Source organism: Daejeonella sp. (genome assembly GCF_049655485.1).
Classification (GTDB): Bacteria; Bacteroidota; Bacteroidia; order Sphingobacteriales; family Sphingobacteriaceae; genus Daejeonella.
Genome location: NZ_JBASJU010000414.1, coordinates 1 through 14481, shown reverse-complemented (window position 1 = coordinate 14481; position 14481 = coordinate 1). Strand labels below are relative to the sequence as shown.

General features: G+C 42.5%; 13 protein-coding genes. 4 read left to right on the top strand and 9 right to left on the bottom strand.

Going from position 1 to position 14481, the window contains the following annotated elements; all coding sequences use genetic code 11:
• Positions 1-552 (bottom strand): hypothetical protein (locus tag WBJ10_RS16680; RefSeq protein WP_424292337.1); only part of this gene is annotated, 552 nt, incomplete at its 3' end.
• Positions 553-972: 420 nt separating this feature from the next.
• Between WBJ10_RS16680 and WBJ10_RS16675 the strand changes: the two genes are divergently transcribed.
• Both WBJ10_RS16675 and WBJ10_RS16670 read left to right on the top strand, forming a co-directional pair.
• A complete protein-coding gene (locus WBJ10_RS16675) occupies positions 973-1809 on the top strand; it encodes a methyltransferase domain-containing protein (protein WP_424292335.1) in 837 nt (278 codons plus the stop codon).
• Between the two features lie 588 nt (positions 1810-2397).
• Positions 2398-4131, top strand: a complete 1734-nt coding sequence (locus WBJ10_RS16670) for a bifunctional metallophosphatase/5'-nucleotidase (protein ID WP_424292333.1) — start codon at positions 2398-2400, stop codon at positions 4129-4131.
• 2 nt (positions 4132-4133) lie between these two features.
• On the opposite strand, the gene WBJ10_RS16665 is transcribed toward WBJ10_RS16670, so the two are convergent.
• On the bottom strand, positions 4134-4685 hold the full coding sequence (locus WBJ10_RS16665) for a GNAT family N-acetyltransferase (protein ID WP_424292331.1): 552 nt from the start codon (positions 4683-4685) through the stop codon (positions 4134-4136).
• Positions 4686-4976: 291 nt separating this feature from the next.
• On the opposite strand from WBJ10_RS16665, the gene WBJ10_RS16660 reads away from it, so the two are divergent.
• Together WBJ10_RS16660 and WBJ10_RS16655 are read left to right on the top strand one after the other, a co-directional pair.
• Positions 4977-5693, top strand: coding sequence for an RNA polymerase sigma factor (locus WBJ10_RS16660; RefSeq protein WP_424292329.1), 717 nt, complete (start codon positions 4977-4979; stop codon positions 5691-5693).
• The gene (locus tag WBJ10_RS16655; RefSeq protein WP_424292327.1) at positions 5690-6826 is read left to right on the top strand and encodes an alpha/beta hydrolase; all 1137 of its coding nucleotides are present in this window, start codon (positions 5690-5692) and stop codon (positions 6824-6826) included. The genes WBJ10_RS16660 and WBJ10_RS16655 overlap by 4 nt, the downstream gene beginning before the upstream one ends.
• A 141-nt stretch (positions 6827-6967) precedes the next feature.
• Here the strand turns inward: WBJ10_RS16655 and WBJ10_RS16650 are convergent, their stop codons facing one another.
• The 7 genes from WBJ10_RS16650 to WBJ10_RS16620 all read right to left on the bottom strand — a co-directional run bounded on the left by WBJ10_RS16650 (position 6968) and on the right by WBJ10_RS16620 (position 14471).
• Positions 6968-7180 carry a hypothetical protein gene (locus tag WBJ10_RS16650; RefSeq protein ID WP_424292325.1) on the bottom strand — a complete coding sequence of 71 codons (213 nt, stop codon included), beginning with the start codon at positions 7178-7180 and terminating at the stop codon, positions 6968-6970.
• Positions 7181-7216: 36 nt separating this feature from the next.
• On the bottom strand, positions 7217-9592 hold the full coding sequence (locus tag WBJ10_RS16645) for a penicillin acylase family protein (RefSeq protein WP_424292323.1): 2376 nt from the start codon (positions 9590-9592) through the stop codon (positions 7217-7219).
• A gap of 183 nt (positions 9593-9775) precedes the next feature.
• Positions 9776-11026 (bottom strand): MFS transporter, encoded by a 1251-nt coding sequence (locus tag WBJ10_RS16640; protein WP_424292321.1) that lies wholly within the window; start codon positions 11024-11026, stop codon positions 9776-9778.
• 501 nt (positions 11027-11527) lie between these two features.
• Positions 11528-11854: a PadR family transcriptional regulator gene (locus WBJ10_RS16635; RefSeq protein WP_424292319.1), complete on the bottom strand. Its 327-nt coding sequence runs from the start codon at positions 11852-11854 to the stop codon at positions 11528-11530.
• Between the two features lie 126 nt (positions 11855-11980).
• The gene (locus tag WBJ10_RS16630; protein ID WP_424292317.1) at positions 11981-12136 is read right to left on the bottom strand and encodes a hypothetical protein; all 156 of its coding nucleotides are present in this window, start codon (positions 12134-12136) and stop codon (positions 11981-11983) included.
• A 193-nt stretch (positions 12137-12329) separates the two neighbouring features.
• Positions 12330-13544, bottom strand: a complete 1215-nt coding sequence (locus tag WBJ10_RS16625; RefSeq protein ID WP_424292315.1) for a hypothetical protein — start codon at positions 13542-13544, stop codon at positions 12330-12332.
• 789 nt (positions 13545-14333) lie between these two features.
• A complete protein-coding gene (locus WBJ10_RS16620) occupies positions 14334-14471 on the bottom strand; it encodes a hypothetical protein (RefSeq protein ID WP_424292338.1) in 138 nt (45 codons plus the stop codon).
• Between the last annotated feature and the right edge of the window lie 10 nt (positions 14472-14481).

The following is a 14481-nucleotide window of genomic DNA, read 5'->3' as shown; positions in this document are numbered from 1 at the left end:
GTTCAGAAGGCCGTCATCAGAGCGGTCGGCCTTACGGCTTTTAGCTTCTTCTTTTCTAGCCTCTTTTCTAGCCGTTTTTTCTTCAGGACTTATATTACCATCCTTGTTTTTCTCCTCGCGGCGAAGTTCACCATTTGAATTAGTTTTCGCCAGGCCGCTTATTGCAGCACCTTTTTCGCTTCCCTCGAGGGTGGTTCCGGTTGCCAGCTCGCTGACCGCTTTTCCATGTATATTATTTTCAGAACCTGAACCTTTTGATGATCCATCATCAACCCGATCTGCCTTACGGGCTCTGGTCTCTTCTTTTTTTGCTTCTTTCCTGGCTGTTTTCTCTTCTGCTGACAGTTTACCATCACGATTTGCATCGTCCTGACGGAATTCAACATCAGATTTGGCCCTGGCGTCACCATTGACTTCTGTACCTTTTTCTTTGTTCTTCTCTGTCTTGCTTTTAGCTGTTACACTAACATCACTTTTTACTTTTGTTTTTGTTTGAGCAACCGCAGCTACGGCGAACAGTGCCAATGCTGCTGAAAAAAATAGCTTTTTCATAATCCTAAGTTTAGTTTTTAAATGTTATTCAATGTTGCATGCGCTTTTGCCTTCTGAGAACTTAAATCTGTCTGCGGAGGACAAGGCCATGCGGGTTTTATAAATAGATAATTCTATTTTATTGATTCAAAACTAATGGGGTATTATGAAGTTTTGATGAAATTCTGGAAGAATTTGAAAATTCAATGGACCTCCAGCCCAACTAGTGCCCGTACTATTTTGTAAGTACTTTTTAATTTTCTGTAACCATGTGTCTTAATGTTCGAACGTCTCAGCAATTAAGTGCTCAATTTTTATGAAAAAAACATTTAATTGTTTAACTTTCATCATCTTACATTTGCATCTGGTTAATCTGACCAAGAGTGGATGGACACAAATATTTATTTTTAAAAGGTTTTTAAACATTAAATCCTGGAAATAATGAATCAAACAACTTCAGCAATCCCAAATCCAAATAAGGCATTATGGGAAAAGGGTGACTTTACCCGGATCGCGGACACCATGCGTGAAAGTGGTGCAGCTCTCGTATCTAAACTCGGTATCAAAAAAGGTTTAGAAGTTCTTGACTTAGGTTGTGGTGATGGCACCACAGCAATACCGGCCGCCCAATTGGGTGCAAAGGTTCTTGGTGTTGATATTGCCAGGAATTTGGTTGAGGCAGGAAACAAGCGAGCAAAAGCCCATGAACTGACGAATATTAGTTTTCAGGAAGGAGATGCGACAAATTTGGAGTCACTCCATGATCAAAGTTTCGATCTTGTAGTCAGCGTCTTCGGAGCGATGTTTGCACCTAAGCCATTTGACGTAGCCAAGCAAATGGTTCGCGTTACCCGTAAAGGCGGCAAAATCATTATGGGAAACTGGATTCCAGGGGATCCTACACTAGTAGCTCAAATATTAAAAATAAGTTCTTCTTATACACCGGCACCACCCGAAGGTTTTGTTAGTCCAATGCTCTGGGGTGTTGAGGATAATGTTATAGAACGGTTTACAAATGCTGGAATATCGAGAGAAAATATCTCATTTAGCAGAGATACGTTTACTTTCAACGCCCAATTTTCCCCATCTGAATTAGTTAACACATTCAAAAACTATTACGGACCCACTATGAATGCTTTTGAGGCTGCAGAAAAAAATGGAAAGGAGAGCTCACTGTTAAGTGAACTGGAAGCTCTATTTAACAGTCAAAATAGAAGCAACAGCGAGAATACAACTTCAATACCTGCTACTTTCTTACTTGTGACAGTCGAGCGTTGAAATTTTGCCTAAGGACATTACCAAAAGCCACAAGAAGGTGGCTTTTGGTAACCTAACTTTCCCCCTCCCCAGAATCGCCACTTCTCCTCCACTCTTTTCGTCTTGTGAGAATGGCGCTAGCATTAAAATTGTGATGAAAAATAATGATTTAAACAGCTTCTGGTGAACGATAACAGAATCCCCGGAAAAGCACCCTGGTAATCCTGTTAACGATGCGGAGCGTATTAATAAATAAGAATCACTACAATTTTGCCCGTGCCAAGAAAGCTGCCATCATGATGAAAAGGTTGTTAAGAAGTACCGTCAAAAACTGACTTCTGTAGGTTTTGTTGCAGGTAGTGCAGGCGAATTGGTTCGACCGGTTTTGTTAAGAGAATTTATAACAGCTTAAGTGACAAAAGTTACATAAACACCAATTTGTTTTAGGGAAATTCGTAATTGCTGTAATCAAAAAAGTCCAATAGAAAACTACTCAGGCCTTCGTCGTTAAATCTTTAAAAGGACGGCGCAAAACCTGGCTCCTATAAAGTCAAATTAAGGGAGGAGCAGACGGTAGACAAATAACCATAAATAATTAACCAGCTAAATATGTCTTCGAAAAAACAAACTGACAGCTGCAACTGTGCCGATGACCGCCGTTCATTCCTGAAAACTGCAGGGATGGCTGGTTTAGCATTAGCTGGTTTACCGCAGATAGCCTCTGCGATCACAGGCAATGAAGTGCATACTTCAGAGATTATGAATAGCCTTGCTGTCAAAGCGGGTAAAGCCAACCACATCACCATTTTGCATACGGCGGATATACATGCACAGCTCTACACCCATGATGAATTTTTCTGGGAGAATAATCGTCCTGTTTATAAAAAAAGAGGTGGCTTTGCAGTCTTGAAAACCATGATCAATAAGCTGAGGGCTCAAAACCCTGAGAATACTCTGGTTATAGATGGGGGCGATTGTTTTCAGGGAGGGGGAGTAGCAGCTTTAAGCGAAGGACAGGCGATTGTTCCCCTAATCAATAACATAGGCTACGACCTGGTGCTTCCCGGAAACTGGGAGGTTGTTTACGGTAAAGAAATGATGCGTAAAGATATGGGCCAATACCACGCCCAGAAGATCTGCGCCAACATGTTCCATGACACTAAGGATCGCGAAAATGGCGATCTGATGTATGCGCCTTACTGGACCAAATACCTTTCCGGGATTAAAATCGGATTTATCGGCTATAATGATCCTTTAACACCTAAAAGACAGTCGCCGGCCTATAGCGAAGGTATCACATTTACGAAGCCTGAACTTAACGTGGCGAAATATGTCCGCATACTTCGGGATTATGAAAAATGCCAGATGGTTTTCCTCGTAACCCATATGGGCCTTGCCCAGCAGGTAGATCTGGGTAATAATGCGGAAATTGAAGGTGTGGACTATATACTGGGGGCAGATACCCACGAACGGGTCAGGAAGCCAATTGACGCTAAGTACGCGAAGGTTACTGAGCCAGGCGCATTTGGCTCATTTATTTCGAGACTGGATATCGTGGTTGAGAATGGTCAGGTAAAAGACCATAATTACCAGCTCCTCGATGTTGACCCGGACAGATACCGGCCCGACCGGGAAATGACAGCCTTAGTATCTAAAGCAAGAGAACCTTATAAGGAGAAACTGGATAAAGTTATTGGTGTAACTACTGTGCCTTTAGTAAGATACTATGTACTGGAGAACCCGATGGACAATATGATCACAGACGCCATCATGTGGAAGTTTAAACCGGATATCGCGTTGAGTAACGGGTTCAGATTTTGTCCCCCGCTGGTACCCGATGCTAAAACAGGTAAGGCGGAGATCAATTATGAATTCCTATGGAGCATGCTACCTGTCGACAGCGATGCCAAAGCAGGGGAGATTACCGGTCAGCAATTGTGGGATTGGCTGGAGAAAGAACTTCATAATGTGTTTGCCCAAAATCCTGCGGAGCGTTTCGGAGGCTGGGTAATCCGATTTTCTGGAATGGAGATAGAATTTGCTGCTAACAACAGCAAAGGGAAGCGACTTAAAAGCGTCAAGGTAAAAGGGGACAATGTTGACCTGAAAAAAATGTACAGCATCGTTGCCTGTGAAAGAGAAGGAGATCCGGATGATACGCTGTGCAGAATAGAGCATGTTCATAAGCCGAAAAATCTTCGTGTTACTTTACACCAGATCATGAGCGACTACCTGGCTGTCCATTCACCCGTATCTCCAAAAATAGAAGGAAGGGTAGTGGCAACAGATCATCCGGCAACCTTGCTTTCACAGCTGGAAGGGTATGATTATAAATTTGTGTAAGATCATGGTCTGATTTTTTCTATCCATTCCTTCGCAAGGATGGCGTAAATCAAATCGTCAACCCACATCCCATGAAAAAACAAGCTCTCAACGAAATGAGCTTCTTTTCTGAAACCTAATCGCTCAATCAATTGAATCGACGGTATATTAGTTGGATCAATTGAGGCTGTAATTCGATGTTTGTTTAAATCCTTTATTAAAAAATTTATTAGGACAGTTAAAGCTTCTGTCGCATATCCTTTCCCACGATATTTTCTATCTAAAGTATACCCTATTTCGACTTGTTTATTCTCCGGATCGGTATCCAAAAAATGAATTCCTATGTCTCCAATCACCTGATTATTTAGCTGTTCTACAATCACGAATTGAAACCAGGTCCCGGCAACATTGATTTCGCCGGAAGATTTTCTAATAAAATCTTCCACATCATCCGCGCTTTGGGGAATCAAACTCAGATATTTACAAGTGTCAGGATCGGACCGATAAGCAAATATTAATTCTTTATCGTTTATAGATACAGGCCGAATGTGTATTCTTTCCGTTTTAAATTCCATGATTTCCTTCCATAATTATCCGTTTACTCAAAAATAGGATAGTTTTTATAGAAAAAAGGCACCCCAAAGCCTCGTTCAATCCTATCCGACAGAAATAATTATTGAAGTTTTGGAATAAATACGCAGAGAATCAAGTATTTATTTATCCGAACAATCCTTTTGCTTTAGGGTTGTCTCTTTAGTCACTATCCAGAAATTGAATAAAGCGATGAAAAGCTAAGGTCCGACCTACAATGCGATTTTGACTATTAATGTCCCTGACAGAAGATAGAAATGAGTTCTTAATTTATTATGATGAAGGTCACCGAAGAAGAGTTGATAAAGGGAATGAGAGAAGGTGATCAGACCTTTATTTCTATTCTCTACGATAACTATTCCGCAACGCTGAATGGTGTTATATTTAAAATGGTCCACAATGAGGAGTTCGCAGAAGATCTTCTACAGGAAACATTCGTAAAAATCTGGCAATCATTTAGTCAATACAATGAATCGAAAGGCCGTTTGTTTACATGGATGATTAATATTACAAGATTTCACGTTCTAGATCAGATGAAGCGCCGGTCCTATCGAAATTACTTGCGAAACGAATCAATTTCCAGTTTGTCAACGACTTTGGATGACCAATACCACTCATCGAACAATCCCGATACCATAGGAGTAAAGGAGATGGCCGGAAATCTTCAGCCTAAATACAAATCCCTAATTGATCTGATCTACTTTAAAGGATATACGCATTCTGAAGCAGCTGAGGACCTAAATATCCCTTTGGGTACGGTGAAGACCAGGCTGAGGGCAGCGATGTGTGAGTTAAGACTTTTATTTAACGAACGACCTTTAAGGCAATCCCTCTCCAAAATATCCTCATTGTCTTCTTCAAAGAAGGCTGCCAATGAATACAGGACACGGATGCAGAATATTTATGAAAAATTATTTACCGATAAGTCATTGATTATTCCCCAATACCACTATTATTTTTTTGAACATCAAATATCAAAACATCAAATATGAAAACATCCACTCAGAATAAACGATTAATTTCCCTCCGTACCCTTCTTACAACCTCAATTGCGATCCTTCTGTTTAGCTCGTGCGGAGGCGATTCTAATAACAAGACCACTGTTTTAACCGATACCATGAAAACCAATTCAACTATGATTAAACCCAAAGGGCAGGCACCAGAATGGGCGCCCAACATGAAGCCTGAAATGCAGGCAGTGATTGAAAAGCTTGAAAGTTATAAAGACACGCCCATTCCACAGCTGACAGCAGTCGAGGCCAGGAAAAATCACACACCCACTGATGCGGTGATGGACCTGATAGCCGAGAATAATGTCACTGTACCCCCTCCTGCAGTCGATACCAGCGGAAAAGATATCCCGGTTGCAGGCGGGAATATACATTTACGTATTTACACCCCTAAAGGGACTGGCCCCTTCCCGGTCATCGTTTATTATCATGGCGGTGGCTTTGTTATTGCCGATCTTGATGTTTATGGTGCATCCGCTCAGGCATTTGCAGAACAGACTAATGCAGTGGTTGTTTCTGTTGCGTATCGAATGGGTCCGGAGCATAAATTTCCAACAGCTCATACGGACTCTTATGCCGCGTATGAATGGACGGTTAAAAATGCCGCTTCCATTAATGGAGATCCTAATAAAATTGCCGTCGCGGGAGAGAGTGCCGGTGGTAATCTTGCTGTAAATATGGCGATCATGGCACGAGATAAGGGCATAAAAGTTCCGTTGAGAGTAATAGCGGTTTACCCTATTGCCCAATCAGACATGACCACCGAAAGCTACGTCAAGTATGCCTCTGCAAAACCTTTGGATAAACCTATGATGGAGTGGTTCAACAAGAACTACCTGAACAATATGGAAGAAGCAAAAGATCCCCGAATATCTCTTGTTGATGCGAACCTTAAGGGCTTAGCTCCTGTAACTATTATAGCCGCAGAAATTGATCCTCTTAATAGTGATGGAAAAATGTTGGCCGAGAAGCTTAAGGCAGCCGGCGTGAGCGTGGATTATAAGAACTATGATGGTGTTACGCACGAATTCTTTGGGATGTCGGCTATAGTTCCTGAAGCAAAAGATGCACAGAAATATGCTACGGACCAACTTAAACAGGCATTCGGGAAATAGATTGGAGCTTAACCCTATAGACTATTCGATCGGATACAAATCAAGTGATACAAAAACCAAAAGAGCCCTCGAAAGGGGCTCTTTAATGTAGCCTGTTAATATAATATGTATTCGACGTTTTCTAACCTGCTCGTACGGGGATCAGTGTCTATATGCTGGCCCATGGTCATAACTTAATATATCAGTCATCTTCCATGTACCGTCTTTCAATAGCCAAACCTGCGTAAACCTCGCAAGCCCGTCTTTCATCTCGTGCTTTCCGTTTTGTGTTAAATAGAAAACATGCTCTCCTGAGATAATCGTCCCATAAATTTCATTGCCGTTTCTTAAAGGTTTTAAGTTGAATGTTTTCATGATGCGTTCTTTGATATCTATTATTAACGGATCAATTTATTTACCCGGTGTTAAAATGGTTTGCACTTCTATAACCTCACTGATTTTATCTTTTGAAAAGTAAGCCGGAAAATACTCATCTGCTGCCCATAGTTCGAATAAATTACTGTAATACTTACTTCGGGGGTCTGCCGACTGTCCCGGGGTGTTTATCATCAGGGCTTTATCCCAATCCGCCAGATCGCTTATAAATCGAAAGCTTGCTCCCGAGGCTTGCCGGTCAGCACTACCGGTTGAATTCGGTGTGTGGGCATTGCCGCCTCTGGGTAGCGGCCCCAGGTTATACTGGTCTTTTAAATTAACCGGTAGTGCCTGACTTAAGGGATGTGCCAGGTATGTATGTTTATAATTATCCTGGCCATAAATCCATTTGCCGGGATCTTTTCCAAGTTTGGCGGTTAATTCTTTAATGGCCTGTCCAAAGGTCTCTTCCAAAAAATCATTTCTTCCTTTAACAGGATCAGACCCAAATCTGGTATCCGGGGATTCGAGCCATTGCACGAGTTTGCTTAATTGAATGGAAATTAATCCTTTCAATTCTTCCGGCACAAATCGTTTATTGGCTTCACTGTATAAATGACGTTCCCACATGGCATAAATGCCTGCTGCAACAGAACTTTTATCAAGTACGAAATTCCAATTTTTGAAATAGCCTTTGGCGTCTGTGAGATCTGATTTAAGTCCCGGGTTCAATAACAAAGGCACAAGAGTTCGGGCAGGGATAGAAAAATAATCTGTTTGAAGGGCTATAGTTTCCTCCAGGGTAATCTTGTTACTAGCGCTCAGCACTTCATTTATTCGCTTGCCGCGATACGGATCTGCCCAGGTATAACCCACGGTATTCCAGCGAGTATAAGTGTCGGGAGTAACGTTCTGATTGGCAGTAGCTAGAAAATTATTTTCGGGATTAAGAACATGGGGTCTTTTTTTAATATTAAGATATCCCGCCCATTCATAACGACCGTCGCCGGGGACAGGCACCATCCCGCTAAAGTTCTTACGGATAGGCGCGATTCCTACGACCTGCCAGCCAATATTGCCTTTTTTGTCGGCCCAAATCATATTCTCTCCGGGCAGATTGCTATATTTTAATGCATTGCGGAAATCATTCCATGTTTTCGCCTGATTTACTCGCAGTGAAGCCAGGTATGGCGCGCCTCCCGGTTCCAACCATGCGCACTTGATAGCATAGGCTTTATGCCTTGCAGAGTCAATATAGGTAACCGGTCCATGAAGGGTATATCGGAGTACAGCTTCTTCATTTTTCGAGCCTTTTACAGGGATAGATTCCTTTAACTCACTCATAGTTATCCATTTTCCTTTATAGCGATATTGAAGTAGATTTTGAGGGTTGAGGTCGTACACGTAAAGATCTTCGCTATCTGTTTCAAAAATGGTGAGTCCCCAGGCACCATCCTCATTATGACCTATAGATACTCCGGGTATAACGGGTTCACCGCCGCCGATCACGTTCCAACCTGGAGCGACTAAATGGACCATATATCTTAATGAAGGCAGCGAGATACTCCGGTGGGGGTCGTTTGCAAGAATGGGAAATCCGGAGGCTGTTTTTTTACCGCTGATTATCCAATTATTACTACCGTCTACAGCGCCCTCTTCAGGCAGAGGACTATTTTGAGAGATGGTGATCTCTGCATCCCGAAATGATAAGGTGCTGTGAGCCCTGTCGTATAATTCAAGGATCTTTTCAGACAGCATGTCCTTCGTTATCGAGCTATCGAGACGCATGTCGGGGTCCTTAGGATGGAACCACATCAGATCTTTTACTTTATCAACTCCGGCACTGGCCACTGCCCGTCCCATATCCAGTTCTTTATTAATGTTGCCTTTCAATCCCTGATGTCTTGAGATGACTATTTCGGGGGTCCACAGCATGGGTTTAATCCCAAGCATTTTAAACTCCATAGGAAGCAGGGCCGGATCTTTTAGCACTTCATTGATATAGGCGTTTACACCATCGGTATACGCATTGATAATGGCTATCCCATCTTTGTGGTAATAATTCAGTTCTTTCGACAGATCGCCTCTGTATTTAAAAAGCCGGGCGCCAATATCTCGTTTCAGCTCTTGAGGCCCGAGGATGTCTGACACTGTTCCGGTAGCCTGTCTCCTCCACACTTCGAATTGAAATAAGCGGTCTTTGGCAGCACAATAGCCCTGAGCAAAAAACAGGTCGTGCTGGTTGGCAGCATAAATATGATTCATTCCCCACTTATCCCGCAAAACTTCCACCGGGGATTGCAGCCCGGGCACAGTCAAGGCCTGTTTTGTTTGTGCAGTGGATTTTAATGCGCTTATAAAAACCAGTAAAATACAAACCCTTGAAACTGTTAGGAGCGCTCTTGAAACCATAATGAAAAACTTTTATGAAAGATAATATTATTTATTGGCCCGTCAATCAGGCCTGCAAACCATCGACTTACCGTTTCCCCTTAGCTATTTATTAAGTCCTTTATGAATAACTTTGAGTCTTTTCATTCCCCTTTTTATAATTTAAGTTAATGTTCCCACCATATTATTTGAGTAAGCTACACTTCAAGGCTTTGGTATTAGTGTTTCTTTCATTTTTATCCAAACGACAATACCTGATAGAAATGTAATAAAGCCGGCAATGTGTATTGCCCACATTAAGCCGAAGAAGTTCGCTACTATTCCTGCCATTAATGCGCCTACAGCATAACCCATGTCGCGCCAAAAACGGTAAACGCCTAAAGAACTGGCCCTCCATGAAGGGTGCGCGGCATCACTCACAGCGGCCAGTAAGGCGGGGTAAACCATTGCTGTTCCCGCACCAAGCAGTACAGATCCGACCATGCCCGAGGTCAGGGGAGGAAACAGTTCCAATCCAATAATGACATGGCCCAAAAACTGTACAAACATACCCCACACGATAAGCGGCTTCCTGCCGATCTTATCGGCTAAAGGACCGGTAATGATCTGGCCAAGTCCCCATACCACCGGGTAAATCGCCTTGATCCATCCGACGCCTTCCAGACCTACCCCCATCGACATAAATAACAGCGGGAACACGCCCCATGACATCCCATCATTCAGGTTGTTGATCAGGCCGGCCTGCGAAATGGAAAATAGATTTTTGTTTTTGATGGATGTTTCCTTGAAAACCCAAAGCAAATCAGGTTTATGAGGAGCTTCACCAGAACTTGTCTTTTGAATTTGAGCTGCTTCCAGCTGAGCATGTTTACGTGTGTCTTTAATCACAAAAATCGAAAGCGATAAACCAATAATGCTATAGGCAATGCCTATGTAAAATGGTTCAGGCCTTAAACCATAATTAGCAGCCAAATACCCGGTTAACAATGCAGTCAGGCCTACAGCGCCGTAGCCTGCAGCTTCGTTGAGGCCCATTGCCAGACCCCGCTTGGTGGGGCCGACCAGGTCGATTTTCATATTTACCGTCATGGACCAGGCCAGGCCCTGGCTTATGCCCAACAGTACATTGGCAAATAGAATCCAGTTCCATGTCGGTCCCCAACCCAACAGGAAGGGGACAGGCAGGCCAACAAGCCAGCCCATGATCAGTACTTTCTTGCGCGTATACTTATCTGCAAGGGTACCCGAAAAAAGGTTGGTAAATGCCTTCACCACCCCAAAGGCAATGATGAAAGAAAATACGACTACATCTGAGCTGACCTTAAATTCTTCTGTTCCAATGAGTGGCACTACCGTCCTTTCGAGTCCTACCATACCGCCCACCATCATATTAACCAGAACAAGTAATGTAAACTGTTTCCAATTATCTTTTAGGCCTAATTTGATCTCATCCATGTATAATCTGCTTTAGTAAATTGAGGATATCAATACTGCCAAAGTGTTCGCCTTTTTCAAAGTCTCCTTTCTGCTGCGCCATCGTATCAGACCCGCATTATTCAATGTGATTATTGAATAGATTCCATCATGAAATAAATTGGTATCAAATTACCACTCATTCTAAAAACCTGGCATACACCTAAACGTAGGTACTTCTTTCCAGTCGTTCTTACCCTGAGCACTTCTACAGTCATGGCCCGAATATTAAACTAAGGTATTATGATCTTAAAATAAGTTAAATGTTTAACATAATTTTAACGCGATGGAGGCAGGAGGTATGAATCAGGCCTGAAATATTTGATCACACTTCCTGCGAATTTCCATTTCGCATTGCGGGGATGGCTTCCGTATTGTTTTTCGAATACTTCCGTGAGGTCTCCTTCTATCTCTTACAGATAGTCTTCCCGGCAGAACCAGCGTAGGAATTGAAGCGCTATTTTTGGCGGACTTTCTTTCATCTTAACCAAATGAAATTGCCGGGATTTGTTTGTAGATACTGGTTCTCAACTCGTACTGAGCATCGAGCATCTTTTTGCCTTCCGGGGTGATTATATAGAACTTCTTTCTTCTGCCACCACGGTCTTCCGTTATTCCCCCAAACCTTGATTTTACAAACCCTTTCTCTTCTATGCGTTTTAAGGTAACATGGATTGCACTGATGTTTACCTTTTTCTTCAGTTTCTCTTCCAAATTTTCCAATATGACCACTCCATATGCTTCGTCATGCAGCGCAGCTACTACAAGTAGTACTAACTCTTCAAATTCACCGAGAGTTTGTGGTTTCATGAGGGATTCTTATTTACTTAACAAAAGTAAATATAATAGATTCCTATTCACATTTACAAGTGAAATAAAAAAAATAAAATGCTCAATTAAAATCCCCCAATAACTTTGCAGCTTGTTCATTTGAATCTAAACGTTTAGCAATAAAAAGCGGTCAAGGATGATGAAATCAATATTAAGCACTTTGACATCTTTTTTGATGCCGAAAGTGTCCTGAAGCATCCAGACGGGATAAGTATCATTATCATGCTGAGTTAACAGGAGGCTATTCGGCTCCAAAGACATCAACACATTGTAAGAATAACCTAGAAGCTGAGGTGAGATGTAATTCGGGTTCGTGTTAAACGCCTTCAGTAATGAACTTTTAGCGGAAGGGTTAACGCCGCCCAGGTGGAATGAACACCGTTGGACCCAAAAAAGCCGCTACATGATTGCAGCGGCTTTTTGATTGAGATTTTTAAAATAGTGCTTATCTTTATTATTTACAATGTCCCGGACCAATTTTGCCTTCGTTGTAGTCGGCTAAGATACCTGCCCATTGGGTCAATTGAGCTTTTGTAGCAGTGGTGTAAGGAGAGTTGATCGTGTTAAGATAAGAGCTGCCCCCATTAGAAACCGCAGTAAAGTATTCCAAAGCAGCGGAAAGAGCAGAATCAACTTCAGAAGTAGTAGAAGCTTGTTTCGCGACGTTTAATTTGGCGGCTATATACTGGTGTGCCAGTTGAACAAAGGCATTACCCTCTTTAGGAGCAGTATTCATCAAATTCAGGTATGTTAAACCACTGCCGTAGAAGATCGTATTTGGCAGATTGCCCCAGGTTGGATCAGCTTTCTTGCCGCTAGCATGAGTTTTCCAATAACCTTGGGTATACGTACAACCCATAACCTTAGGCATACTGGCGAGAACGATATTGTCAATTGTTCCTGAGCCAGTCATAGCATCTTTTGCATCCACTCCAGGACCCAGGTATACCTCCATTTTCACAACCCCCGAAGTTCCCCCCAAATTCACAACTGCTTTCCCGTTATCTCCTACTACCGGTATAGCTACTGTCTTCAGTAAGTTTCCGGCCCCGTCGTAAAGAAGAATATTACTTGCTCCTTCGTAGGAGTCGACATCAACAACTGAGATATTGCTCAAGGCGACCGTTCCATAAGCCGAGAAGTCAAACACTATTTTGCCCCCCTGATTATAATCATAGGCCTCTGCTGAATTAGTAGAACGATTGATAATCATTACTTTACCTAAAGGGGTATCGTTCGTGCTACCACTACCATCAGTACTTACGCCCCCATAAGGGCTTCCAGCCGTTAAATACTGCTTATTAGGCGTAAGGATGTCATCGATTTGATTGTGGTCTGGATTTGGGGTTAGCTGGCCTGAATCGAAGATATTAGCCACGTTTGTCTGGGAGTAGACATTAACTCCAGTCCTTTGGAAGGCCTGGACACCAATTACTTTGGCAGATTTATCACTCATTACTCCAATGACGAAACCGCTGCCATCTTTCGCAACTTTGTCAAAAGTTACTGTTTCACTGTTTTCACTTAAGACTAAATTGGTGCCTAAGTTCATCTGACTGGTTATTCCAAAATCGGGTTGTACCAGTTCTTTGTCTTCATCTTTGCTACATCCGAAGCACATGATGGTGACAGCAAGTAGCATACTTGCTTTCGATAAATAATTTTTCATAGCTGTTGAGTTTAAAGTTTTCCATACTTTAGCAACACTGCCTTATTAAATTTGGTTTGGTTTTATTTCCCCAAAAATATGCAGATAATCAGGTATTTATCGCATTAAGGGTAGGGGCGGGCCCGCTTTTCAGCCGGCTTTTTAGCAAAATCACCAGCCTTAATTATATTTACGTTAGCCGGATCAAGATACTTACGCATCGCATCATTCACCTGTTTGGTGGTGAGGCTAGTATACGCATCCTGTAGTTTTTGCCAGTAGGCAATAGGTTCGCCGTAATTATCGTATTAAAAGACGAACGAGCTCTATATTAATTACAGAGCAAATAGAATATTTTCGTGAGGCCTTGCTGGGAGTGAAGCTGAGTCAAGGTGGGGGTAAAGGAGGATGAGAGTCAAGCCTTTTTGCAGTAACGTCGAGCAATCCCGAAGCTTTGGGAGAAGACGTCCGCCTCGGCTGATAAATACTTACAGTTAATTTAATCCAGCAATAGCGGTAAAAACACCCAGGTCGCCGTGATGCACCCCTTGAAAAACAAGGAATAAGCCGGACTTGCACCGGTACGCCTGGGTTTTTTAAATTAGGACGATCCCATCGTTACTAATTGGGGGAAGATAGGGAGGAAGGTTTGGTTTTTAAGGGGTGGGTTAGGGAACGGGGGGAGTTATTTAGGGAACGGTAGATCGGAGGTCGGAGGTCTGAAGTCGGAGTGGGGGAGTAGGGAAAACGGGTCTTCCTCTATACATTCTGAACGGCGGTTAATTGACGGCGTTTTTTGCTCACGTAGTACTAACAGGCCAGTTCCTTATTCTTTTCCTCATAACAAGGCAGCACAAATGTAAACACCGAGCCCTCCCCAATTTTACTTTCCAGTTTTATAAAGCCATTATGGCGTTTGACTATTTCGTTGGCAATAAACAGACCTATACCAAAACCT